Consider the following 25,320-nt stretch of genomic DNA (forward strand, 5'->3'; position numbering starts at 1 on the left):
TTTGAAAACAAAATTTACGTTCATCGCATTGATTTTCACTGCTTTTTCAGCAACAGTTTCTGCTCAAGATGAATTACCAAATCCAGAAAAATATACCGCTCATAATAAAGGAAAGTTCTTTGTCTCTTGGGGTGGAAATCGCGAAAGCTACTCTACATCCGATATTCATTTCAAAGGAAAGGATTATGATTTTACACTTAATGATGTAAAAGCGGATGACAAACCAAAAGGTTGGCACATCGATTATGTAAATCCGGCTCGAATGACGATTCCGCAAACGAATTTCCGGTTGGGTTATTTTATTTCCGACCATTACAGCATCACTTTAGGAGTGGACCACATGAAATATGTCATGCGTCAAAACCAAGTAGTTGACTTTTCAGGCAATTATCCTGATGCGGGAGTTTATGGTGAAACTTTACCAGGCAATCAAGTTTTATTGACGAATGATTTTTTGACATATGAACACACCGATGGTTTGAATTACGTACATACTGAAGTGTCTCGTTTTGATGACATTTCGAAGTTATTTCGCATTACAAATACCGATAAGATTCAAGTAAATATTACGGAAGGTTTAGGTGCTGGAGTTTTATATCCAAAGACAAATACGCAATTGTTAGGTCGCGAAAGACATGATGATTTCCATATTTCAGGTTATGGAGTTTCGGCGAAAGCGGGATTGAACATTACTTTTTTCAAGTATTTTTATATTCAAGGCGAATTAAAAGCAGGATACATCAACATGCCGGATATTCGTACTACAAAAAGCTCTAGCGATACGGCTTCTCAAGATTTCACATTCTTTCAACGCATCATTTCTGTTGGTGGAATTTTCAGAATTTAAAATAAATTCAACACGATACCAATCGCTTTTCATTTATGGAAAGCGATTTTTTTTTATAAAAACAATTACAAGAGACAATTAACAACAAGCTTCTTCACTACTATTTTATTTTCTTTGAAAAAAAATAAAGAAAAACTAGTTTGGTTCATCAAAATACATTTACTTTGCACTTCAAAGTACTTTAAAATGAAAGCAAACAAATATCTAAATGACATTTCGGAAATCAAAAACATGATGAACCGTTCGTCTCGTTTTATTTCGTTAAGCGGTTTATCTGGGATACTAGCCGGAATCTATTCCTTGATTGGTGCCTACCTCGCTTACCAAACTATTTATTTTGACGGAGCTGAATTGGGTGCTTATAAATCTCTTGTAATTTCGGAATTTGCTGTTTATAAACTTTTAGTAATTGCGGCTGGAGTAGTTTTCTTATCCATAGTTAGCGGTATTTTCCTGACTGTACGAAAAGCAAAGCTGCACGGCGAAAAGATTTGGGACCAGTCGTCACAACGTTTAGTAATCAACTTTTTAATTCCCCTTATTACGGGAGGTATTCTAATTTTATTCTTAATTGAAAAAGAACAGTTTTCACTAATCGCACCACTTACACTTATTTTTTACGGATTGGCTTGTGTCAATGCTAGTAAATACACATTGGGTGACGTTCGGTATTTAGGAATCACACTTTTGATTTTAGCCTTTATTTCGCTTTGGTTTATTGAATATGGATTGTTATTTTGGTCGTTGGGATTTGGGGTTTGCCATATTTTTTACGGTTCCGTGATGTATTTTAAATACGAAAGAAAATAATGAAAAATATCGTTCAAAATATCAATAAAGCGTTCGACCATCGTATTCGACTGGGCATCATGTCGATTTTGATGGTCAATGAATATGCTGACTTTAACATGCTCAAAGAACTTCTCGGGGTAACCGACGGAAATCTTGCCAGTCATACCAAAGCTTTGGAATCAGAAGCGTATATTGCTATTGAAAAACAATTTATTGGCAAGAAACCCAATACACGTTACATGGTTACAAAACTAGGAAAGAAAGCGTTTCAAGAACATATTGAAGCACTTGAAAAATTAATAAAAAAAGGATAAACTAAAAAAATTTATCTACTTACTTTGAAAAACAAAGTACTTTACATGTTGTCATGGATGAAATACATCTCTTTAACTCTGCCTCATTTCCTATAAAAATAGCACTACTATCTTTTACAGGTGGCACACTATTATTTGTAAGCTCTTTCTTAGTACCGTTGACTACAGAGTTCTTGATTTTAACATTATTATACATTGTGGCTGCCGCCTTAATTAATTTTTGCCTTTTTGTATTCTTAATTAGGAGACTTGTACGTGTCTCTGAACTTCGTCAAAAGACCACCGAAGAACTTATAGTGGTTTTGTCTAATATTCCAATCGTTTTCCTATATCTGTTTATCATTATCAATCAAAATATTATCTAATTAAAATCTCTACTTATGGAAACTTCTAAAAATGAAATCCCTTTTTACCAAACTACCACTGCAAAAATAATTATGGTGGGTTTACTAGCGCTTTTTTTACTAATTCCGCTTTCTTATGTACAAAGTTTAATTGCGGAACGAGCTGACCGAAAACAAGACGTCGTTGAGGAAGTGACCAAGTCTTGGGGAACAGATGTGCATCTTTATGGACCGATTCTTCGCATTCCTTATCGGGTGTTTAACAAAACTGAATTCATTAATCCCGAAACCAAGAAGCAAGAGATTAGCACTACGCAATCTACCGCATTTGCTTATTTCTTTCCTGAAAAGTTGGATTTCAAATCAACAATACAAAAGGACAATTCCTTGAATCGAGGTTTGTATAATGTCGTTGTTTTTGGAACGGCTATCAAATGCGAGGGTTCTTTTGCAAAGCCAAATTTCAAAAAATTACAGATTGACGAAGCCAATGTGCTTTGGGAACAAGCTACGGTATTGGTAAAGACTACTAATTTAAAAAGCAGTAAAAGCGATTTGAATTTGAAAGTAAATGATACCTCACTCACTTTTGAATCGAAAGCAAATGCTGACAAATACTACGATGACTTACAATCGGATGTGTTTGATAGTACAGGTGCTGAAAACTTGAGATTTCAGTTTGAGATGAAATACAACGGAAGCAATTCGGTGAAATTTATTCCCGTAGGGAAAAACACAACGGTTTCAATTGATTCCGACTGGCAAGACCCTAGCTTTGAAGGTATCTTTTCTGCAAATACAGGTTCGAAATCCGTCACGGAAGATGGTTTTCATGCCGATTGGAATATCTCACAAGTCAACCGACCTTTCTCACAAGAGTATGCAGAGCTTTTACCTCAACTGAATGAGTATTTATTTGGTGTGAAATTAATAGAAACAGTAGACCAATATCAACAAAACGAACGTGCTTCTAAGTATGGTTTCCTAATGATTGGACTTACTTTCTTAATCTTCTTTCTTATCCAGACGATTAGTAAAATAAGCATTCACATCTTTCAGTACGGAATGATTGGGTTGGCTTTAGTGTTGTTCTATACTTTATTGATTTCCATAACGGAACATTCTACGTTTTCAATTGCTTACGGAATTGCCACGTTTGCCGTTATCGTTATGCTGTTCTTTTACACGCTTTCTATTTTGAAAAGCAAGAAATTCTCGGTCTTTATTGCATTAGCCTTAGCTTCTCTTTACTGTTTTATTTATGTAATTATCCAACTTGAAAACTACGCTTTGTTAGTAGGAAGTATCGGGTTGTTCTTGATATTGGGAATTGTGATGTACTTTTCTAGAAAAATCGATTGGGACATGAAGTAAATGAAACGGCTCAAAACGGTATTGTTGCTACTATTTACAGCATGTGATGAAAAACTGTAATGAAGTAAATTAACAACGAGGTTGCGTTAGCGGTTGAAGCGGCATCCTTTTGTGCAGCGGTAGCGGAACAAAAGATACAGCGGAAGACGCGGCCGTAGGAAACGCCCAAAATACAAGTAGGCTAACAAGTAATCTACAAGTTCACTTTATAAATGTTAGCTCTATTATCTTTAATCAATAAACCTTTAATACAGTCCTGTATTAAAGGTTTATTTGTTTGCACAATCCAAATTTTAATTCTAATTTTAACTAAACTAGAAAACGGTTTATGACAGAAGTTGATATTGAATTAGAGAATAAAGCAATTGCAAAAGAATATAAGGAATTATTACGCATCAGTTATCAAACGCTGTCGGACGATGATAAGAAACTCATTCGGAAAGCTTTTGACTTGGCCGTTGATGCTCATAAAGACGTGCGAAGAAAATCAGGAGAAGCGTACATCTTTCACCCCATTGCTGTAGCCAAAATTGTTGCTTCGGAAATTGGTCTAGGAGCCAGTTCCATTGCTGCTGCATTGATGCACGACGTTGTGGAAGATACGGAAATTACTGTTGAAGACATCGAGAAGAAATTCAATAGTAAAATTGCACAGTTGGTAGAAGGTTTGACCAAGATTTCGCAGGTGCAGAAAGACATGAATATTTCGCTTCAAGCGGAGAATTTCCGAAAAATGTTGTTGACGCTTAACGACGACGTTCGCGTAATCCTCATTAAACTTGCCGATCGTTTGCACAATATGCAAACCATGGAATCAATGGCGGATTATAAACAGATGAAAATTGCTTCTGAAACCTTATACATTTATGCACCTCTAGCCCACCGATTGGGATTGTATAACATCAAATCGCAACTTGAAGATTTGGGTTTAAAATATACCGAACCAGAAGTTTACAACGACATTGTTAGTAAAATAAAGGAGACGAAAGAAGAACAGGATGCTTATATCAAAACTATATCGGATACCATTCATGAATCTTTAGTTGCCGAAGATATTGATTGTGTGATTAAAGGACGTCCGAAATCCATCTACTCTATTCGTCGCAAAATGAAAGCCCAGAATGTCAGTTACGACGAAGTGTACGACAAGTTTGCCCTCCGAATCGTTTATAAATGCGAACCTGGTCAAGAAAAGTTTGTTGCTTGGAAGATTTACTCTATTGTAACTGACCATTACCGTCCGAGTCCGAGTAGGTTGAGGGATTGGATTTCTTCGCCTAAATCTACCGGATACGAAGCATTGCACATTACCGTTATGGGACCAAAAGGCCGCTGGGTAGAAGTGCAAGTGCGAAGTGAACGAATGGATGAAATTGCCGAAAAAGGTTATGCTGCACATTACAAATACAAACAAGGTGCTACCGAAGAAAGCGGACTAGATGTTTGGTTGAACTTACTAAAAGAAGCCTTAGAAAACCAAGAATCCAATGCGGTTGACTTTGTAGAAGATTTCAAGATGAACCTTTATTCAAAGGAAATCTTTGTGTTTACTCCAAAAGGAGAAATAAAATCATTGCCCAAAGGCGCTACTTCACTTGATTTTGCGTTTAGTATTCACTCGGAAATTGGCGTAAAAACCAGAGGAACACGTGTCAACGGGAAATTAGTTCCGCTGAATTACGAGCTTAAAAGTGGTGACCAAGTGGAAATCATTACGTCGGTCAATCAGAAACCTACTTCACATTGGCTTGATTATGTGACGACTTCGCGGGCTAAGAATAAAATTAAGAATGTACTAAACGAAGATACCAAGAAAATTGCCGAAGACGGTAAAGAATTGTTGACACGTAAACTGCGTCATTTGAAAATTGCTTTCAATGAAAATACAATCAACGAAATGGTTAGTTTTTTCAAACTTAAAACAAGTTTAGACTTATTTTACAAAGCAGGAATTGGTACTATTGAAAATGCACAGTTAAAAGAATTTGCGTCGCTAAAGAGCAATTCGTTCATGAACTTCTTTAAGAGTAAAATAAAACGTGCCCCTTCGTTGCCTGCTGAGCATGGTATTAAAGAGGAAATCAGTCAGCATTATGACATGTTGGTTTTTGGTAAAGAGCAAGACAAGTTGGATTATAAACTTTCTGCTTGTTGCAATCCCATCCCCGGTGACAATGTGTTTGGGTTTATTACTATTAATGAAGGTATAAAAGTCCATAAGAAAGATTGCCCAAATGCCATAAGCTTGCAGTCGAATTATGCTTATCGAATTATTCAAGCCAAATGGATTGACTCGTCTCAACAGGAATTTAAAGCAATGCTCGACATTACAGGAATGGACAGTTTGGGCCTTACAAATGAATTGACTAAGGTAGTTTCTAACAATATGCACGTAAATATTCAAAGTATTTCGCTGAGTAGTGAAGCGGGAATCTTTAAAGGACAACTCGTTGTTATTGTTCAAAACAATGTTATACTAAAAAAATTGACCGACAACATTAAGAAAATTGACGGGATTGATAAAGTAACGCGTGTGAATAAAACCTAAGGGTTCTAATCCTTTATTAAAACTAAAAAAACTCTTTTGAATCCTGTTCAAAAGAGTTTTTTTTATACCTTATATATTACGTCTTATTCCTGTTGGGTACTGCAACCTACCATCCAGTTGATGCCAAACTTATCTTCAAACATCCCAAAGTAATCACCCCAAAAGGTATCGGCCATAGGCATGGTTACAGCTCCACCTGCTGATAATTGTTCAAACAAAAGGTTTGCTTTCTCCTTGCTATCTGCCGTGATACTTACTGCAAAGTTGTTTCCTTGCTTAAAAGGTGGTCCCCATTCGCCACCAGTGTCACTTCCCATCAACATGGTTTCGGCACTAATGGGCAAACTGATGTGCATAATTTTATCTTTCAAATCCTCTGGTACGGGAGGCATCTCGGAACCTTCAGGAATATTGCTAAAACGTCCTACATAAGAAAACTCCCCTCCAAAAACAGATTGGTAAAAAAGAAAAGCTTCTTCACAATTACCCAGATAATTCAAATAAACATTTACTGTTGTCATACGTTATTATTTAAGTTGTTTCTATTCGTTTTTACAAAAAAAGCAACAATGGCAGATGTTACAATACCCATCAATAACGCGCCAACAGTGCTTTGAATGATATAGTTTTCGAGATTAAACTGAGCTTCCGCTTCCGCAAGAGATTTATGATAGCCTGTTTCGAGCGAATAAGCAATTACATTCGTAAAATAATCAGGTGTAATAATTTCTGAAATAATCCATTGGGTTAATGGAGAGAAAAGCGTTACAACTATAGTGATTATTAATCCTGATACAAATCCTTGCTTGTAGCTCATCACTCCACTATAATCTTTCCTTTTCTTTTCTTTAAGTCCCGCAACATAAATCCAAATGGCGGGAATCATAAAAAGCATCGTGATATACTGATGCATGTTCAGATATTTATCATGCAAGCCCAAGATTTTTTCCACTTCCATCCATACTAAGGACATGATGACAAATATAACTCCCCACTTAATCTCTATAAACCTGCTATTCATACCTTATTTCTTTACTTTTTTATTTAAATCGCGCTGTTCCTGTAGTACTTGTAAGTTTTGAAGTGCCAACTTCGATTTCAACCAGTCTTCAAATTTCTTGGCTTCTTCCTTTTCCAATGGTTTTTCGCTAGAGATAATGACCACCGTTTCTTTAAATACACTGTCTTTTTTCATCAAGAAATTATGGTTTGCAATAGAAAACTTCTCTAGTGTAGGGAATAAAATCTTTGCTTCACTGTAGATGCTCACGTCGTCAAAACTGTTTAATGCAATTTCATTCCGCAATTCTGCAATTCGAATGTCCCTATCATCAATTTTCTGACTTCCCTGAATTTCATTCAAAATATCGCCTTTCAAAGTCAGTAGCCTATCAGTGCTGTCTTGCAAAATAACAAGCTTGGTATTATCTACATTATAGTTCTTTAACTTCTTGTTATACAAAGCAATCTCGTCTTTTTCAAAACGCTTGGACAAGAATCCCAACTCTAACTTTTTATTGGCACTCTTTAAATCCGTTCTTTTATAAACGATGGTAAAACCATTGTCCACAAACTCATTGGTCACAAAACGTTCAATATTCTTTTTCAACTCTTGCTCTTTGTAAAGCGTGTAAGCCAGGTAAGCACTTGGCAACAACATTACTAAAATAAGTGCCGAAATGATGTACCGCACTTGTCTTTGTTCTCTTTCATCCACTTGTATCTTAGGCGGATACTTCAAGTATTTCACAATCAAAAACGTGGCAATACCAATAAAAACACAATTAATACAATACAAATAGGCGGCACCAAAGAAGAAACTCCAGTTTCCGGTGGCTAGACCAAAACCCGCTACACATAACGGTGGCATCAATGCTGTAGCAATCGCAACTCCCGGAATGGGATTCCCTTTTTCTACACGTGTAACAGCAATTACACCCACAATTCCTCCAAAGAAAGCAATAAGAATATCATAGATATTAGGACTCGTACGTGCCAGGATTTCCGATTGCACATCCTTAAAAGGACTGATGTAAAAATACAAGGTCGAAAAGACCAAACCTATTACAGTGGCTAATGCTAAGTTGCGCAAAGACTTTTTGAGCAAATTAAAATCATAAACACCTAGGGCAAAACCAGCACCTACGATAGGTCCCATTAATGGCGAAATCAACATCGCACCAATAACCACCGCTGTCGAGTTGACATTTAAACCTACGGAAGCCACAATAATGGCACAAGCCAAAATCCAGAGATTTGCTCCTTGAAAATCAATATTCTTCTTGATGATTTCAAGCGTTTTCTCGCGGTCGTCCTCTCCCTCATGGAGGTTAAACATTCTTATTAACGTTCTAAGCATAGCTACTACAATTCAAGATATAATGGCAATAAAGATATAATTTATAGCTTGCAAATTATGGAATTTTATATTTTTTTAAGCACAAATGCCCTCATTAAGAAAATAAGTTCAGTAGTATGCACTTTTTATGGACTCGCATAAAAAAGTACTTCGGTAAACTATTCAAAAAACTATCTTTGTAAAAAACTTACACACATGGAAAACTTACAAATCATCATAGAGCAAGCTTGGGACAACCGCGACTTGCTTCAAGAATCAGCAACTACAACCGCCATTCGCGAAGTGGTAGACCTATTAGACCAAGGAAAACTAAGGGTTGCCGAACCTACAGCTGACGGCTGGAAAGTAAACGAATGGATTAAGAAAGCCGTAGTGCTCTACTTCCCTATTCAAAAGATGGAAACCCTTGAAGCCGGTATTTTTGAATACCACGACAAGATTCCGTTAAAAAGAGGTTATGCCGAAAAAGGCATTCGCGTAGTACCCAATGCCGTTGCCAGACATGGCGCTTACATATCTAAAGGTGTGATATTGATGCCCAGTTATGTAAACATTGGTGCTTATGTAGACGAAGGAACCATGGTAGACACTTGGGCTACTGTAGGAAGTTGTGCCCAAATAGGCAAAAACGTGCATCTTTCAGGAGGTGTAGGTATTGGTGGCGTACTCGAACCCCTTCAAGCCGCACCCGTAATCATTGAGGACGGCGCTTTTATCGGTTCCCGTTGCATCGTGGTCGAAGGTGTTCATATTGGCAAAGAAGCTGTTCTTGGTGCTAATGTTTGCTTGACGGCTTCCACAAAAATCATTGACGTTACCGGCGATACTCCTGTCGAAAGAAAAGGTTTTGTTCCTGAGCGTTCGGTAGTTATTCCCGGAAGTTATACCAAGACTTTTGCCGCAGGTTCTTACCAAGTGCCTTGTGCCTTAATCATCGGAACTCGCAAACCTTCAACGGATTTAAAAACAAGTTTGAACGACGCTTTGAGAGAATATGATGTAGCGGTTTAAAACGTTTGATTAAAATTAGTATACTAAAAAGCCCTACTTTCTATGTAAGAAAGTAGGGCTTTTGGATTGTAAGTATTTGAAAACACTAAATAGGTACTTGATGTAATGGAGAACTAGAGGGAGAAATACTAGCTTTAATGTGCAGCCCTTTTCCTATGTTTATTTACTGTGACAAATATAATATGCTCTTTGATAAAGTTCATCATAGGTTATTATTTCAATATTTTTTAAATTCTTCCGAAACATTTCAAACGAGGAAAACTTTTTTTCGTTAATCTTGCCATCAATCTCAAACTCTTTTAAATTTCCAATTAAGATGAATGCTTTTGGATTATAAAGATATAGCGTTTCTCCTGTTAAATTATCTTCCTTATCTGTCATTTCAATTTTTGTTGATAAGTCCTGAATTGCTTTATGAACTGTTCTTTGAACTTGGCCAATCGCTCCTGCAAGTGAATCAGAAATCTGCCATGACTCTCCACGATATGCAGCTTTTACTTGTTTTAATAATTCGTCATCAGCGAGTTTCAATTCACAAAAACATAATGAGTTAACTGCTCCCAAAGATTTTAATAGTGCATCTGTTCGCTTACCACCTGAACTAAAATTTGAACCAGAAGTTATTTGCTCCAATTTTTTTGTGTCTAATTCTGAATTAAATATATAGTCTAATCCGTAACCAAGTATCCAAGAATTTTTTTCAAAAAATTTCTGCCAAACTTGTTCATTTGAAACCTTTTTAGCCGATTCATCCTCTAATTTTTGTTGGAATTCCGAGAAAAATTCAGAGTTTGATAATAGATTATAAAATATTTCTAACTGTTTTTTTCGATAACCAAAGTTTATTAAATCTTTAGTCGTTACATTATTATTTAAAGCATCTTGTAGTAAATCCAGATTATCTTCAATGAGTCTACTTGCTTGATTTTTGTTGAGAAGCATTTTCGCTAATTCAGAATCTTGAACGTTAAATTTGCTATCGTCTGGAAAATCTACTTCTTTCAAACCTTTTAAAAAAAGGTAAAGCCTTTCAACTTCATTTCCTCGAAAAGATGTTTCTTTCAAACTGTTTTTAATTGGATTGTCTTTAGTTCCAAACTGCTGAATTATTAATTTTTCAACTTTTCTATTATCTTCTAAAAACAAAGCTTTTAGTTGTCTTTTGCCACTAAAAGTTATCCCTATATTTTTTTCGTCTTTAACGATATATTCAGTTCCTTCGTGGTCTAATAATTTATGAGCGAACCTCTTACTATTTTTATCAAAACGTGCGTTGAATGATTCAGAAAAATATGTTTTGTCTAATGCTCTTTGTAAGGCATAAAATTGGTCTTTATTTTCTTGTTCCATATTTCATTTTTTAGCAATTTTTTTTCTACAGTTGTCATGCTACCACAAGCATCTCACCTGTGTCAACTACAATTGTTTCCCAAATATACACAATTTCCCTTCCCTGCAACCATACTTTACGTTTCCCAACATCTACTTCTCCCCCCTCCACATAAAAAGCCCTAACTTCTATATAAGAAATTAGGGCTTTCGCATTATAAAAAACGCATAATAACTGTGGGTTATTAGGCTTACACTATCCTGCTACGATGGCGGATGTTACCGTACTCCACGGACCTGTTTCGCCACGGGTATTTTCCCAGCGAAGCCAGTAGTGAATCATTTTTCCGGCATCCGTTACATCATACTTTACTAAATAAGGCGAAGCCGTATCAGTACCCAAGAACCGCAATTCCTTTACAGAAAGAACAGGCTCACCTTCTTTGTACCAAACTTGACAACCTCTCACACCAATAGGTTTTCCGTGTTTTCCATCTTCATCTGTAAACGAGATGGTGTGTTCTAAACGAATATTGTTATTTACCTTTACCAAAGGATATGTGGTAGGTATAGGCGAAAGTGTATGCGAAGTGCTTCGCTCCAATAAACTTAAGATAAGTCTATCATCATCTGTTAAGGCACTTTGCGGGATATCTTTGTAGATACGTCGCAACGTATCCTTCATTTTCTTGTCAGCACTATTTTTATTAGCTATTATTAGTGTGGTACTTTTATTTTTGTCCTTAGACTGTTTGTACCAATCTTCCCAATTCAATAAATCTGCTTTTGCTTCAGTATTATTAGCTTTTGAAACATTTAAACGCGTCTCGTTCTCTTCTAAATAAGGAACAACAATTTTAAAATGGGCATCTCTGTCCGCTTCTTTACTAGGAAATGGTCCTTCGTTTGGCATAAGTTCTACATATTAAATTATTACTTTATAAATTTGATAATTATATCATTTGTTTGTACTATTTGTGCCTTTTTTGTCTAAAAAGTAGCTTTGGGCTTGAGCCCACAACTCTTGGGCTTGAGCCCACAACTCTTGGGCTTGAGCCCAGCACTCTCGGGCTTGAGCCCAGAACTCTTGGGCTTGAGCCCACAACTCTTGGGCTTGAGCCCACAACTCTTGGGCTTGAGCCCACAACTCTTGGGCTTGAGCCCACAACCCTTGGGCTTGAGCCCACAACCCTTGGGCTTGAGCCCACAACTCTCGGGCTTGAGCCCACAACTCTTGGGCTTGAGCCCAGAACCCTAAATACACGTCTTAAAGCACAAAAAACACGTGTTCTACTTTAGGGGAAACCTAACCCCGCTTTACCTAAGCAATGTGAAACCCTTGGGATACCACCCGAAGGTGAGTAAATAAGTGTAGGAAGTAATAGTGGTATTATTTTTAGTTTGCAGACTCATCTTGGCATTTATTTAAATTAATAAGGCGGTTAGTAATGCATTGCTCCATTTCGTAGGGCTGCAATACGGAGTTTGTATTTAAAATTTAGAACATTCGGTAGCTAACAATTAACACTGAATACCTCTTCAATTGTATATCAAACTGGTTTTGTAAATTTAGAAAACAATTATCTATAAAAAACTCCCTATAAGTAGGTATTTTTCAATTATTTTTCTGACTGCTAGTTAGTTGCCTTTCTTTGAAAATTATGTAAGGAATAATTTATAATGATTAATTTTTAGCAAAAAAGAGCTGTTTCAAGTACTAAAAAATAGAAATAATGTAATTGGGCGTTTTTTGAGTTCGTAAAAAAACTAGAATTACAGCAAGAGAAAAACGTCGAGCAAAGAGTGATTTGTGGTGGATTGTATTTAAAAGATAGAAAAGTGTATATTTGGGTTTGAAAATATATAAAAGTTGTATAAACTTGAGGATATTTAGTAGTTAGCAATAATAGTAAAGGACTACAGGATGAACAGAATATATAAAATCAGTTTTTACGTTTACAGAATAATTTTAGTTTTGATTATACTATTAATTTTCTTTGCAAAATTAATGGTTGGTGCAGCTGGTCATAATTCAAAAGTAGAAATTACAGATTATTTTATATTTATTTTTGTCATTCTTACTCCAATTTTACTAACTGCTTTTAAAAAAATAGATAATACCAAAATTACACATCGAAAAGTTCTACGCTTTACAACTATAGTTTTGGTTACAATAAGTATTATCTTCTTATTTTATGGATTATACGATTTTTACATACTTTATCAAGAACTAAATTTTGGAATAGGAGATAATATCCCCGTCGCAATTATTATATTATTAATCACACTAAGCTCAACACTCGTGGTAGGATTAGTAAAAAACAGAATCTAAACTACTATTGCTAACCGCCATTTTGAGCTAGCTGGAATTTAGTGGAATTATCGTTCCGTATCAAGTTTTCGTTAAGCGGAAAATTGAGCGGTTACGAACTTCCAGCCATCTCAAAGCAGCGAAACGTCAGGCTGTGAAATAACCTCTTTTTTCTTTAAAATTCCCACATTTTTCTTTTACCACAACCCAAATCAGGCCTTTTAAGAAGGCCTTTTTTTTAGGCTGCAGATTTAAGTGGGCAGAAAACAAGGCTTAATTTAAGCTTTAAATAGTCCGTTTTCAGCAAAAGCAAGACTTTGGTCTTGTAAGGCGACTTCCAGTTCCTAAGTTTGGCAATTAAATCAGGAACTCCCAAGATATTTATCGTGCGTTTGATGTTGTAAACCAGCATGATTAAACTGTGTTCGCCGTTTACTTTTTCGAGTCCTATTAAGTTGGTGTGGTTGTAACCCCATTGGCGTTTAATGGTGCCAAAAATGTGTTCGTTTATCTCCTGCCGTTTACGATACAATTGCGGGTTTTCTTGGTAGCGTTTGTTGTTTTCTTCCACGGCATCGGCATATTCGCTTCGGTCTATTTCTCTTCCGCCTGTTCTGCTGGTGCATGAATGTTTTACGGGACATTCCTTACAGGCTGGAGTTCGGTATTTCTTAAACTGATAACCACTTTGCTCGGTTCTACCGCTTTTTTTATGCCATCTTCCTGTGGTTTTTAAGGTTTCTCCTTGGGGACATGTATAGGTGTCGTCTGATTTATTGTATTTAAATTGAGCTACCAAATATTCGGGTTGGGTCACGCTTTCTTTGCTTCTTCCTGGAGTAGGATGTGCGACAATGGTGGTAATATTATGTTCTTTGCATTGGGCGATTTCTCGCCCGTTGTGGTAGCCTTTATCAACTAAAACGGTCATGGTCTCGACTTGCAAATTTTCTTTGGCTTCCAAAGCAATCGCTCCTAAAGCATTTAAATCGTTCCTATTTATAGTGTGAGTAGCTACAACTAAATTGTGTTTATTGTCCACCGCTGCTTGAATGTTGTAACTCACTTCTACCACAACTCCTTGTACCAAAAGGGCTCGTGCATCTTCGTCGGTTGTACTAATCTGGGGTTCTCCGCTTTCTTTTAGTTTTTCAGCCAAAAGTTCGTAGTTGATTTTATTGGTTTTCAACCGCTCTATTTTGGCTTGAATATTTGTGATTTTGGTGCTGTTTTCTTGGTTGTCGTTTTGCTCCAAGTCAGTCAAATACTCTTGTGTTTTTTCTTCAATATAAGCCAAGTGTCTCTCTATTTTCTTTTGGCTAAAGTTGGCTTTCTTACTGTTATGTGCTCTGCTTTTGGTGCCGTCAATGGCGATGGTTTCTCCTGCGATTAAATCGGCATCTTTAAGGAAGGACACAAAAAGTTTGAAGAGCTTTTTCAGTCCTTTTGAATTGTGTTTTCTAAAGTCCGATATGCTATGGTAATTGGGAACTAAGCCACACAAAAGCCATTGCATTTCGGTATTTCGAATGCATTCTTTTTCGAGTTTGCGGGAGCTACGAAGTCCGTTAAGGTAGCCGTACAAATAGAGTTTGAGGAAGATTTTGGTATCAAAACTTGGTCTACCTTCTGATTTTAGGGTTTGTACTGTAAAATCTAAGGCTTTCAAGTCGATATTCTCTACAAAGGCATCTATAAATCGAATGGGATTATCGGTAGAAATACTAGATTCTAAAGACGCTATGGTCATTTGGTTACGGGAAATTCCGGTGATGTGCTGCATGTTTAAAAATACGAAATCCTGTCTTTTTATGCAAATAGTTTTATATATTTGGAAGTAATAAAACGGAGGTTTTTTCACAGACTGACGTTGTAGGGCATTATAGAAAATGAATAATAGAAATTTAAAATTTGAAGTAATCTGGAAAGATGATGATATGTTTGAAATGCGAATTTCAGCAAATAACGGACGATATTCTGGAATTACAGAAGTTTATGAATTGTCTGAATCTTTACTCGGATTTGTAAACGAACTGAATGATTTCTCATTTGGAAAAGATAAAGTCTCTCATTCTTGCGGAGAAAAAGATAGTTATGCATATTTCGAAATGGAATTTTATAAGATTGAACCGACTGGAAAATGCGGAGTTCTAATAACAATGGAAGAAAATGTATCAACTGAATACCGAAAAGAAGAAAAGGACAAACTCTCAATGGAATTAATTATTGAACCGAACGCAATAGATGTCTTTTGTCGAGAATTAAAATCATTAGCGGAAAAAGAAGATGGAATTGCGGAATTAAAAGCAATCGCAAATTATACGAGTAATATTGAATAAAATAACGCACTACAATCGAGTAGACTGCCCCGCTAGAAACTAGCAGGGAGGGACTCTCAAACTGTAGATAAAATTATAAGTGCTCTAGTTATTAGGGTAGATGAAAATAATAAGAGATAAGTTTTATAAACTTGGGTATATTTATAAGTTATGAGCAATTATGAGAACAGACCGTAAACTAAAAATCATATTCGGCCTTTTATCGGTTGGACTATTGACAACTTTGCTTTTTAAGTTGTCAAATATTCCAGGCGGAATGATTTTGTCTGGGCTTTTTTTAGGCGGAATGATGACAATCGGAATTATAATTGTCTGTTTAATTTTGAGTGGAATTTTGAAATCAGTTTTTAAACAAACATCGTTTTTGACAATATTATTTATCACGACAACAATTTCATTTTTAGCTTTCCATTATCAATTATACTCACCGACTTTGACAATTAAAGTTCCAAATGGATATAAAGGCGAAATAAATCTCGTTTTATCCAACGTAAAAGACAACATTCTAACTGTTGACAGTAATGGAATTGGCTATTTAAATGAATGGACCTTTAACAAAACATATTCAAGACCAATAGTTGAACAATTAGACGGTAAAAATCTTGACAAAAATCTTGTTGGATTTAATCCTTCGACATTTTATGGAACATCAATTGGTGGAGGAAATTCAATAAAGAGTTTAAGTTTCGAAATTGTTCCTGACAGCGTTTTAGGACAAAAACAATATTTTTCAGTAGATTGGACAAAATATGTTAATAAGAAATTAGTTTTACTGAAAGAACCAGAAAAAGGAATAGAAAGTAATGAAGCAACAATCGAAATTAAACCCGAATAAAATAACTGCAATCGAGTAGACTGCCCCGCTAGAAACTAGCAGGGAGAGCCTCTCAAACTGTAGATGAAAATAAAAGTCCTCGAGTTATTAGGGTAGATGTAAATAATAAGAGAAAAGTTGTATGAACTTGGGGATATTTAGTAGTTATGAGCAATTATGAGAACAGACCGTAAACTAAAAATCATATTCGGCCTTTTATCGGTTGGACTATTGACAACTTTGCTTTTTAAGTTGTCAAATATTCCAGGCGGAATGATTTTGTCTGGGCTTTTTTTAGGCGGAATGATGACAATCGGAATTATAATTGTCTGTTTAATTTTGAGTGGAATTTTGAAATCAGTTTTTAAACAAACATCGTTTTTGACAATATTATTTATCACGACAACAATTTCATTTTTAGCTTTCCATTATCAATTATACTCACCGACTTTGACAATTAAAGTTCCAAATGGATATAAAGGCGAAATAAATCTCGTTTTATCCAACGTAAAAGACAACATTCTAACTGTTGACAGTAATGGAATTGGCTATTTAAATGAATGGACCTTTAACAAAACATATTCAAGACCAATAGTTGAACAATTAGACGGTAAAAATCTTGACAAAAATCTTGTTGGATTTAATCCTTCGACATTTTATGGAACATCAATTGGTGGAGGAAATTCAATAAAGAGTTTAAGTTTCGAAATTGTTCCTGACAGCGTTTTAGGACAAAAACAATATTTTTCAGTAGATTGGACAAAATATGTTAATAAGAAATTAGTTTTACTGAAAGAACCAGAAAAAGGAATAGAAAGTAATGAAGCAACAATGGAAATTAAACCCGAATAAAATAACTGCAATCGAGTAGACTGCCCCATTAGTAACTAGCAGGGAGAGCCTCTCAAACTGTAGATAAAATTATAAGTCCTCTAGTTATAAGGGTAGATGAAAATAATATGAGAAAAGTTGTATAAACTTAGGTATATTTAGTAGTTAGGTAACATTTGAACCAAAATTGAGAATGAACAAAAATATTACAATCTTAATCATAATTCTATCCAATTCATTATTTGCTCAAAAGCAAGTTGAATTAAGGGATTTGATTTTTTCCGTACCAAGTGAATTTAATTACTTCACTGAACAAAACAGAAAGTTTGAATATGAGAACTTTCACGAAATTGGAAAAATATATACTGACTCTATCGATTTGGAGAAGTTTCCAAAAATCCAATATCAATATTATGAAATGCCTGAATTTGGACTGGAAAGTTCTCAAAAAGTTCTGACAAGCCTAAACGAAATAATGACAAAAGATATAAATGCCGACACTCTAATTATAAAAGAATCGGGAAATTACTCTTTAGCTAAATATTCAATAATGGGGAAATCATTATTTGAAATAAAGAGTTTGGGCAAAAAGGGTTGGATAAACATTCAATACTTCGATTTACCTAATAACGATAGGAAAAGCTTTCAAGCAATAACTGTAATTATTAATTCAATCAAGCATAAACAACCATATGAATCGGAATATGATAGTCATATGAAAGAATCTGGAGCACTTTCAAAAAGTGCACTGATTTTTTTGTTCATTGGATTATTATTATTTCTAGCACCGAAACTCATTAAAAAATTAAAAAACATCCACTAATCGAGTAGACTGCCCCGCTAGAAATTAGCAGGGAGAGCCTCTCACACGTCAGCGTCCTGTGAATAGCTTAGGATAGGTCAAGCGGAAAAACTTAAACACAAGCTCTAAAGTAACACGTATCGATTATATAGGATTGCTTCGTTCCTCGCAATGACGGATTATAAAAACGATTGGGTAAGCTGGATTGTCAAATTTATGAGAAGGTGGTACTTCTATTAGATACATTCAAAAATTTCTGGGTCAATCGAGCAAAAAAAACCAAAACAGATAACAAATAAAACTTTGCGAACTTCCCGGTAAAAAAACCTTTGCAAGCTTTGCTGTAAAAAACCAAACCCCACTTTAGCATAAATCAAATCAATTAATTAGTTTTGACAGATGAAAATATTGGTTATTCAACAGAAAATGATAGGCGATGTTCTAGCAAGTAGCATTATTTGCAACAACCTGAAAACGATGTATCCTAAGTCGCAAATAGACTACTTGATTTATCCGTTTACACAACCAGTTGTAGAAGAAAACCCCAATATTGACAACCTGATTCTCTTTAAAGATGAATACCGTACAAGCAAGAAAGCCTTTTTAAAATTTCTTCTTTCCATCAGAAAGTCGCATTATGACTTGGTTCTAGACGCTTACGGAAAGTTGGAAAGTAATTTAATCGTTGCATTTTCGGGTGCCAAAACAAAGATTGGTTTTCAAAAATCATATACCAATTTCATCTATACAAAAACCACAAATACGGTTTCACATACTGATTCTAATGCAGGTTTGGCTATCGAAAGTAGGTTGAATTTAGTAAGAGCACTTGATAATTCAATTGTGTTGAATGCAAAACCCAAAATCTTTTTGACGGAAACCGAAATTGAAAACGGAAAGAAAATACTGCAAAACCACAACATCGATTTATCTCAAAAAATCTACATGATTGGCGTTCTAGGAAGCGGGACAAATAAAACCTACCCATTTGAATACATGGCCAAATTACTGGATTTTATTGTAGAAGAAACGAATGCTACACTCCTATTCAACTATATGCCGTCTCAAATTAAAGAAGCGAAAGCCATTTATGATTTGTGCCAAAAAGAAACCCAAAAGCACATAAAAATTGATTTAATTCCCGGAAGCATTCGAGAGTTTCTTTCGATAACCCTTCATTGTAACGCTTTGATTGGTAATGAAGGTGGCGCTGTAAACATGGCGAAAGCTTTGGATATTCCCACATTTACGATTTTCTCCACATGGATAAAAAAAGAGTCTTGGAACTCATTTGAAAACGGAAGTACAATTGTTTCGGTTCATTTAAAAGATTTTAAACCCGAAATATACGGCGACAAATCTCCAAAAGTGATGAAAAAAGAAGCCTTGAATTTGTACCAACTCTTTACTCCTTCTCTCATTTTTCCAATGCTTAAAAAGTATTTAAAAAACTAGATTTCTACTTGTGAGCATTTTTTACCGCCAACTCAGCGAGCTCATATATTTTCCGAACCTGCGTTTCTTGGTGGTGGTTTTTAGCGATGTGATTTCTACCACTGATACCCATTTCTTTAGCTCGTTCAGGATTCTCTAGTAATTTAATCATGTATTTTGCCATTCCCTCTTCATCATTTTCTTCAACAAGATAACCGGTTTCATTATGAATTACGGCTTCTTTAATTCCACCATGTAACGTACTGACAATTGGAAGAGCTGAAGCACTAGCTTCCAGAATTCCCAGAGGCGTTCCTTCCATATCACCATTAGCAGCGGTTATAGAATGCTGCACAAACGCAAGCGCATCCGACATTCTTTGAGCCACTTGTTCCGAATTTTGAATCCCTGTAAACTCAACCGCATTTTGAATTCCTAAAGTGGCTACGAGTTTTTCGCATTCAGCATATAATCCTGTTTTCCCACCAACCATTACCAATTTTGCCTCTGGAAATTGTGTCAAAACCCTATTGAAAGCTTTGATTGTAGTAAGTGGTGCTTTTTTTCCAGCAAATCGTCCAACGGCAAGAAAAGTGTTTTTATTTACGTTATTTTCAATCGGTTTGAATTTAGTAATATCAACGCCATAAGGAATTAATTTTACCTTCTCAGGAACGGCTCCCGCGATAATCAAACGTTTTTTCATCTCTTCTGAAACGGCAATTGTGTAAGTCGCATATTCAAAAAGCTGGATGTATTTGTCTTTGTATTCTTCTAACAGTTTTTTGTCTGTAGCATCGTGACCGTGAAAGATAACGAGTAAAGGAATTCCCAATTGTTTGCAAACCGAAACCATGTGTGAAGCAGGCATTCCATAATTAGCAAGAACAACTTCAATTTTGTTTTCTTTCAGGTATTTTTTGACACCGTATTCGCCAAAATAATTATTCCGACCTACAACGCCTTTCAAGATTTTATGTAAAACCCAGAAAACTTTCGAATTTAATTGTTTGCCATCTTCGCTCTTTTCGGGAAGTCGTCCACTGTGAAGTGTGTGTATTTCTGCCCAATTTGAAATACAAGAAATTTGGTCCCGAATAAATGTTTCTGAATAAGCAAAACGACTGGAACGAGTGATACAAATACGCATAATGGTTATCTTAATTTATAGGTTGGATTCGATACCAATGGGAGTTTTGATAACTTTATTTTTCCGGGTGTTTTCTCTAATATTGAAGTTTTTCTTCCAAGTTTCTTCGTTTACATACCCTCTTTTGTGGTCTAAATGCACACATATCGCAGAATACCGAATTTGCTTTGATTTCAATCCTTTGTTAAACAAGCGTTCGCCTAATTCTCGGTCTTGACCACCATATTGCATTTCTTGATTGAAACCGTTTATTTCTACCAAATCTTTTTTCCAACCAGAAGCATTATGACCGTTCCAGGAAGCATTGGTGGGAGTTATTTTATTCAAAAACTTAGATAGCATGCCCTTTGTCATCAATTTCATTTTTTTACTGCTCGAAATTTTTCCATGGGATTTTAACCATTTCACATTGAAACAATCTTGGTTCAAAATATTCTCTTTTGTAATCGCTAATGAAATATTCATAGGCAATTTATAATAACCACCAGACAAAAAATAGCCTTCCTCTTTATAGTAATTGTGCGTTTCCACAAAATCTTTTCTGGGTATGCAATCGCCATCTGTAAAAACCAGATAATCTCCTTTAGCAGCTATAATGGCTTTATTAAGTATTTGTGATTTTTGAAAACCATCGTCTTTTTGCCAAACATGAACTATAGGAATATTCATTTCCTTTTGCAAACGTTCAATTAATAACTTCGTTGGTTCTTTTGAACCGTCATCTGCAATAATGATTTCAAAATCAGTGAAAGTTTGACAACTAAAACCAATCAAAACTTTTTCCAGCCAACTTTCAGCATTATAAGTGCTCATTATTACAGAAATTTTCATATTTTTTTTAATTATTGCTTTGCAAAAATAGTAAATATTTTATATTTGTTGAATATATCGTTATTAATGAACGGCCAACAAAGCAACAATATTTCGGTTTTGATTATCACCTTGAATGAGGAAGTTCATATGTACGAGTTACTGAGCGACTTAGGCTTTGCTGATGAAGTAATCGTCGTAGATTCTTTCAGTACAGACCGAACAAAGTCGATTTGTGAATCGTTTAAAAATGTAAAATTTCTTGAACACAAATTCGAAAATTATACCACACAGCGAAATTACGCAATTGAGCAAGCAAAAAACAATTGGATTCTATTTATTGATGCCGATGAACGTCTGACTCCCCCATTAAAAACTGAAATTATAGAAACTGTAAAAAAGGACGACGATGTAAGTGCGTACTTATTTTACAGGAAATTTTATTTTAAAAAGAAAATTTTACGTTTTAGTGGTTGGCAAACCGATCGAATTTTTCGATTGTTTAAAAAAGACAAATGTCGATACACCCATAGACGTTTAGTCCATGAAAAACTCGATGTAGACGGTAAAATCGCTTATTTTAAAAATCGTCTGGTGCATTATTCTTATGCGGATTATAATTCCTACAAAAACAAGATGGTTGCTTATGGGAAATTAAAAGCTATGGAAAAATACCAAATCGGATTTAAGCCCACTTTTTTTCACCAATACGGCCATTCTATTTATAATTTTTTATACCAATACCTTATTAGACTAGGCATTTTAGATGGTCGAAAAGGAATTATTATTTGTTATCTCAATGCACTAAGTGTCTCTTCGAGGTATAAAGAACTGAATAGATTATATAGAGAAAATAAATTTTAAATAAGACAGAAGAAATAAAAAAATAAAAATTATTTAAATTATTTTTTTATAATTAAATTCAATTCGGCAATCATTTTTTTACCTATTACTTCTTTTGTATAGTTCTCTTCTAAAAACTTATAACCATTTTCCGTTAATCTCTCTCTAAGTTGATTATCGTTTAGGACAATTTCTACTTTATTAGCAAAATCAATATGATTTCCTACTTCAGCCATTAAGCCGGTTTCATTGTTTATTAAAACTTCAGGAATTCCACCAGCATTTGTCGCAACTACAGGTGTTCTACAAGCATATGCTTCCAAAATAACTCCTCCAGCAGGTTCTTCATTTGACGTAAAAAGCAATACATCTAACTCTGGCATTATTTCTTCAATATCTTTTCTAAAGCCGAGAAAATACACATCATTATCCAATCCTAATTCTTTGACTTGCTTTCTTATTTCTGCCTCTTTTTCTCCCTTTCCGACAAGAACATATTTAGCATTCACATTTCTGTCTTTTAATTCTTTTACTGTTCTTAACCAAGTAGAATGATCTTTAAACCATGTAAATGCAGCAATATTACCAATTATCTTATAATCATTAGGTATATTTAATTCCTTATGAAGTTTTCCCGTTTTTTTAGAGGTTTTAAATTTATCTATATCTGTCAAAATTCCTACAATACTAAGCTTACTATGGTCTTTAACCGCATATTTAAGCACATCAACTACAGGTTGTGTAATACAAATAATTTTTTTTATACCTTCATAATTATATTTCCACTTTCTGAAAAAATTAGTATCAACTCTTACTATTAAAGTCCTGCACAAAGCCATTGGTATTTTCAAATTATAAAAAACACCTGCAAGTACTGAAATTGTATGCGCTTTACTATTGTGTATAAAAAGCAAGTCACTATTAAAATCGTCAGCAATCATTTTAAGTTCTTTTGCTGCTCTAAGCTTTGATTTTACATCAATAGTTATAACTTTTAACTTTTTTTCTAATGCAACTTTATAAATTTCTGAATCTAATGGACAAACAATAATTTGATCCTCAATATAATGATTATCTCTAAAAGTTTCATAGAGGTATATTATCTTTTGTTCATGTCCTCTCCATACCTTTGATACTGTAAACTGGATTAATCTCATGCAGTGAAAATTATATTTTGTTAAATCTCATAATTAAACATCATTCCTTCAGTAAATGACATAAACGTTGCATCTAATTTATTAGGTTTCAAATTTAATTTTTTCTTTAATTGTTTAACTAAATATCTCTCACCTATTCTATTTGTGTCATCAACAAAAATTGTAAAAGACGCATCCAAATTATTTATAAAATGTTTTATATTACTAGCTCTACTATATCTTTTTTTTGATGACCAAGCAATTGGTCCATCTATCAAAATTAAATCAAATTTTGTGTCTCCTAGTTCTTTGCTCACTATATTTTCATCGTACTCAAATGACTTATCCATCTGAGAACTTTTAATAGTTGGTGCATGAATAAAAGTTACAACATTTTCGATTCCTTCATCCTTTAATAATTTTTTTACAATTAATATCCACTCTGCAGATTCGTCAATCGAAATAATTTTAGTCTCTAGATTATTCAACTTTATTAACCTTGCAAAGATAATTGTTGATATTCCAGAACCAAATTCAAGAATAGATTTCTTATTATTAATAATAATATCATTGGTTATATTCGCCAATAACTTAAAACTTAAAGAAGCATTTGTATAAGGCAAATACTTCCCTTGATGATATAAATTACTTAATATAAAAGCAGGCACAACTTCATTTTTGTGCTGGAAAATTTTTTTAAAAAATAAATCTAAACTATCTATAAACATTATGTCTTTTTTTAAACAAAAGTACTTTTTTAAATTGATTTAACAATTAAATTTTCTAAGTACCTTTTTTCTACTCGATACAATAAAAATATTTAATTAAAAAAAATATAGATATTTATTTTTTTTTACGTTTGTCACTAATTTTAACTTAAATTGTACATTTATGAAAAAACTTTTTTTTTACCGCTCTTACATTGTTTTTTTTAGTATCATGTTCAAATGACAATGTTACTGACGAAAATTCTAGTACACTTTCCACAAAAGTGACAAAAGATTTAGTTACTTTTAAAAATCAGGCTGAATTTGAAAAAACGCTCAACAGTTTATCCGAATTAAAGGATAATGAAGATTTTCAAGAGTAGATTAGTCGTGAAGGTCATAATTCACTGTTAAACAATATCAACACATTAAACAGAAAGCAAACAGATGCTTTACCCTTAGCATTAATTGCCATATTTAATGAAAACTTACAATTTAAAATTGGTGATAATATTGTAAGCTTTAAAGATGGCACATTTTACGAAACAAACTCTTCAAATTTATTAAATGCTAAAAAAATTGGAACTTCTGAAGTTGTAAATATTCCTATGAATGAAAAGTTACAAGGTAAAACCTTTGGAGTTAATGGTACTTACAAAGAATATATACAGTTTAAAAGAAAAACCTATAGAGAAGGATGTGGCGAGTCTGTTAGCAAACCATTGAATTTCCGTCTCGTACATGAATTAAAAGCTATACAATCTAGTTTTAATTCATTTGTTTACAGTGAATTATCAATGAACTTTAGAATGAGTTATGATGCAGGTAATGGTTGGGCAGATGCAAATAGTACAGAACGTCAGGCTGTGAAACAACCCTTTTTACTTCTATTTCGCAACAAAATTCAGCTTCCATACCTATATAAATCTGTTTTAAGCTATGCTGATTTTTAGGTTGTAATAGTCTAGTTGATTTTTTATCCAAGCTCTAAAAAGCGTTATATAAGTCCTTTTTAAGAAAAGCAAGACTTTGGTCTTGTAAGGCGACTTCCAGTTCCTAAGTTTGGCAATTAAATCAGGAACTCCCAAGATATTTATCGTGCGTTTGATGTTGTAAACCAGCATGATTAAACTGTGTTCGCCATTTACTTTTTCAAGTCCCGTTAAGTTGGTATGGTTGTAACCCCATTGGCGTTTAATGGTGCCAAAAATGTGTTCATTAATTT

26 protein-coding genes are annotated in these 25,320 nt (G+C 34.4%); 14 read left to right on the top strand and 12 right to left on the bottom strand.

The genetic code is table 11. The annotated features are described in order from the left end of the window. The first annotated feature begins 1 nt into the window (after position 1). The 5 genes from ACQ5J2_RS15590 to ACQ5J2_RS15610 all read left to right on the top strand — a co-directional run bounded on the left by ACQ5J2_RS15590 (position 2) and on the right by ACQ5J2_RS15610 (position 6,219). Positions 2-847, top strand: coding sequence for a hypothetical protein (locus ACQ5J2_RS15590; RefSeq protein WP_432671386.1), 846 nt, complete (start codon positions 2-4; stop codon positions 845-847). Between the two features lie 186 nt (positions 848-1,033). After that, positions 1,034-1,657: a hypothetical protein gene (locus ACQ5J2_RS15595; RefSeq protein WP_432671387.1), complete on the top strand. Its 624-nt coding sequence runs from the start codon at positions 1,034-1,036 to the stop codon at positions 1,655-1,657. Further along, positions 1,657-1,953: a winged helix-turn-helix domain-containing protein gene (locus tag ACQ5J2_RS15600; protein ID WP_432671388.1), complete on the top strand. Its 297-nt coding sequence runs from the start codon at positions 1,657-1,659 to the stop codon at positions 1,951-1,953. Before ACQ5J2_RS15595 ends, ACQ5J2_RS15600 begins: the two co-directional genes overlap by 1 nt. A gap of 380 nt (positions 1,954-2,333) precedes the next feature. Further along, positions 2,334-3,671, top strand: coding sequence for a cell envelope integrity protein CreD (gene creD, locus ACQ5J2_RS15605; RefSeq protein WP_432671389.1), 1,338 nt, complete (start codon positions 2,334-2,336; stop codon positions 3,669-3,671). A 328-nt stretch (positions 3,672-3,999) separates the two neighbouring features. Then, positions 4,000-6,219, top strand: coding sequence for a RelA/SpoT family protein (locus ACQ5J2_RS15610; RefSeq protein WP_432671390.1), 2,220 nt, complete (start codon positions 4,000-4,002; stop codon positions 6,217-6,219). A gap of 83 nt (positions 6,220-6,302) precedes the next feature. On the opposite strand, the gene ACQ5J2_RS15615 is transcribed toward ACQ5J2_RS15610, so the two are convergent. From ACQ5J2_RS15615 to ACQ5J2_RS15625, 3 genes are read right to left on the bottom strand one after another with little or no spacing between them, the layout of a single operon-like run. Beyond that, positions 6,303-6,740 carry a VOC family protein gene (locus ACQ5J2_RS15615; protein WP_432671391.1) on the bottom strand — a complete coding sequence of 146 codons (438 nt, stop codon included), beginning with the start codon at positions 6,738-6,740 and terminating at the stop codon, positions 6,303-6,305. Then, positions 6,737-7,240 carry a DUF4199 domain-containing protein gene (locus ACQ5J2_RS15620; protein WP_432671392.1) on the bottom strand — a complete coding sequence of 168 codons (504 nt, stop codon included), beginning with the start codon at positions 7,238-7,240 and terminating at the stop codon, positions 6,737-6,739. Before ACQ5J2_RS15620 ends, ACQ5J2_RS15615 begins: the two co-directional genes overlap by 4 nt. A gap of 3 nt (positions 7,241-7,243) precedes the next feature. Then, positions 7,244-8,557 carry a TIGR00341 family protein gene (locus ACQ5J2_RS15625; protein WP_432671393.1) on the bottom strand — a complete coding sequence of 438 codons (1,314 nt, stop codon included), beginning with the start codon at positions 8,555-8,557 and terminating at the stop codon, positions 7,244-7,246. Positions 8,558-8,773: 216 nt separating this feature from the next. Between ACQ5J2_RS15625 and ACQ5J2_RS15630 the strand changes: the two genes are divergently transcribed. Next, a complete protein-coding gene (locus ACQ5J2_RS15630) occupies positions 8,774-9,589 on the top strand; it encodes a 2,3,4,5-tetrahydropyridine-2,6-dicarboxylate N-succinyltransferase (RefSeq protein ID WP_432671394.1) in 816 nt (271 codons plus the stop codon). 159 nt (positions 9,590-9,748) lie between these two features. Here the strand turns inward: ACQ5J2_RS15630 and ACQ5J2_RS15635 are convergent, their stop codons facing one another. The 3 genes from ACQ5J2_RS15635 to ACQ5J2_RS15645 all read right to left on the bottom strand — a co-directional run bounded on the left by ACQ5J2_RS15635 (position 9,749) and on the right by ACQ5J2_RS15645 (position 12,182). Then, entirely contained in the window at positions 9,749-10,939 is a 1,191-nt protein-coding gene (locus ACQ5J2_RS15635) for a Shedu immune nuclease family protein (RefSeq protein ID WP_432671395.1), read from the bottom strand. Between the two features lie 235 nt (positions 10,940-11,174). Continuing rightward, complete coding sequence (locus ACQ5J2_RS15640) at positions 11,175-11,831, bottom strand: hypothetical protein (protein ID WP_432671396.1); 657 nt, start codon at positions 11,829-11,831, stop codon at positions 11,175-11,177. A 45-nt stretch (positions 11,832-11,876) separates the two neighbouring features. Beyond that, on the bottom strand, positions 11,877-12,182 hold the full coding sequence (locus ACQ5J2_RS15645) for a hypothetical protein (RefSeq protein ID WP_432671397.1): 306 nt from the start codon (positions 12,180-12,182) through the stop codon (positions 11,877-11,879). 744 nt (positions 12,183-12,926) lie between these two features. Between ACQ5J2_RS15645 and ACQ5J2_RS15650 the strand changes: the two genes are divergently transcribed. Beyond that, positions 12,927-13,250 (top strand): hypothetical protein, encoded by a 324-nt coding sequence (locus ACQ5J2_RS15650; RefSeq protein WP_432671398.1) that lies wholly within the window; start codon positions 12,927-12,929, stop codon positions 13,248-13,250. A gap of 217 nt (positions 13,251-13,467) precedes the next feature. Here ACQ5J2_RS15650 and ACQ5J2_RS15655 read toward each other — a convergent pair whose 3' ends face one another. Next, positions 13,468-15,012, bottom strand: a complete 1,545-nt coding sequence (locus ACQ5J2_RS15655) for an IS1182 family transposase (RefSeq protein ID WP_432671399.1) — start codon at positions 15,010-15,012, stop codon at positions 13,468-13,470. A gap of 106 nt (positions 15,013-15,118) precedes the next feature. On the opposite strand from ACQ5J2_RS15655, the gene ACQ5J2_RS15660 reads away from it, so the two are divergent. From ACQ5J2_RS15660 to ACQ5J2_RS15680, 5 genes are all read left to right on the top strand, one after another. Then, positions 15,119-15,568 (top strand): hypothetical protein, encoded by a 450-nt coding sequence (locus ACQ5J2_RS15660; protein ID WP_432671400.1) that lies wholly within the window; start codon positions 15,119-15,121, stop codon positions 15,566-15,568. Between the two features lie 160 nt (positions 15,569-15,728). Continuing rightward, entirely contained in the window at positions 15,729-16,403 is a 675-nt protein-coding gene (locus tag ACQ5J2_RS15665) for a hypothetical protein (RefSeq protein ID WP_432671401.1), read from the top strand. Positions 16,404-16,559: 156 nt separating this feature from the next. Continuing rightward, the gene (locus tag ACQ5J2_RS15670; protein WP_432671402.1) at positions 16,560-17,234 is read left to right on the top strand and encodes a hypothetical protein; all 675 of its coding nucleotides are present in this window, start codon (positions 16,560-16,562) and stop codon (positions 17,232-17,234) included. Between the two features lie 172 nt (positions 17,235-17,406). Beyond that, positions 17,407-18,036: a hypothetical protein gene (locus tag ACQ5J2_RS15675; protein ID WP_432671403.1), complete on the top strand. Its 630-nt coding sequence runs from the start codon at positions 17,407-17,409 to the stop codon at positions 18,034-18,036. Positions 18,037-18,414: 378 nt separating this feature from the next. After that, positions 18,415-19,470 carry a glycosyltransferase family 9 protein gene (locus ACQ5J2_RS15680; protein WP_432671404.1) on the top strand — a complete coding sequence of 352 codons (1,056 nt, stop codon included), beginning with the start codon at positions 18,415-18,417 and terminating at the stop codon, positions 19,468-19,470. Positions 19,471-19,474: 4 nt separating this feature from the next. Here the strand turns inward: ACQ5J2_RS15680 and ACQ5J2_RS15685 are convergent, their stop codons facing one another. Both ACQ5J2_RS15685 and ACQ5J2_RS15690 read right to left on the bottom strand, forming a co-directional pair. Further along, a complete protein-coding gene (locus tag ACQ5J2_RS15685; protein WP_432671405.1) occupies positions 19,475-20,599 on the bottom strand; it encodes a glycosyltransferase family 4 protein in 1,125 nt (374 codons plus the stop codon). Between the two features lie 15 nt (positions 20,600-20,614). Continuing rightward, entirely contained in the window at positions 20,615-21,430 is an 816-nt protein-coding gene (locus ACQ5J2_RS15690; RefSeq protein WP_432671406.1) for a glycosyltransferase family 2 protein, read from the bottom strand. Positions 21,431-21,475: 45 nt separating this feature from the next. Between ACQ5J2_RS15690 and ACQ5J2_RS15695 the strand changes: the two genes are divergently transcribed. After that, entirely contained in the window at positions 21,476-22,273 is a 798-nt protein-coding gene (locus ACQ5J2_RS15695) for a glycosyltransferase family 2 protein (protein WP_432671407.1), read from the top strand. A gap of 38 nt (positions 22,274-22,311) precedes the next feature. Here the strand turns inward: ACQ5J2_RS15695 and ACQ5J2_RS15700 are convergent, their stop codons facing one another. Both ACQ5J2_RS15700 and ACQ5J2_RS15705 read right to left on the bottom strand, forming a co-directional pair. Next, positions 22,312-23,409, bottom strand: a complete 1,098-nt coding sequence (locus ACQ5J2_RS15700; protein ID WP_432671408.1) for a glycosyltransferase family 4 protein — start codon at positions 23,407-23,409, stop codon at positions 22,312-22,314. A gap of 20 nt (positions 23,410-23,429) precedes the next feature. Continuing rightward, positions 23,430-24,116, bottom strand: a complete 687-nt coding sequence (locus ACQ5J2_RS15705; RefSeq protein ID WP_432671409.1) for a class I SAM-dependent methyltransferase — start codon at positions 24,114-24,116, stop codon at positions 23,430-23,432. 587 nt (positions 24,117-24,703) lie between these two features. Between ACQ5J2_RS15705 and ACQ5J2_RS15710 the strand changes: the two genes are divergently transcribed. Continuing rightward, positions 24,704-25,048: a hypothetical protein gene (locus ACQ5J2_RS15710; RefSeq protein WP_432671410.1), complete on the top strand. Its 345-nt coding sequence runs from the start codon at positions 24,704-24,706 to the stop codon at positions 25,046-25,048. Here the strand turns inward: ACQ5J2_RS15710 and ACQ5J2_RS15715 are convergent. After that, the gene (locus tag ACQ5J2_RS15715) at positions 25,028-25,318 is read right to left on the bottom strand and encodes a transposase (RefSeq protein ID WP_432673324.1); all 291 of its coding nucleotides are present in this window, start codon (positions 25,316-25,318) and stop codon (positions 25,028-25,030) included. The two genes, ACQ5J2_RS15710 and ACQ5J2_RS15715, sit on opposite strands and share 21 nt — an antisense overlap. Positions 25,319-25,320: the final 2 nt, after the last annotated feature.

It is taken from the genome of Flavobacterium sp. SM2513 (assembly GCF_050908145.1).
Classification (GTDB): Bacteria; Bacteroidota; Bacteroidia; order Flavobacteriales; family Flavobacteriaceae; genus Flavobacterium.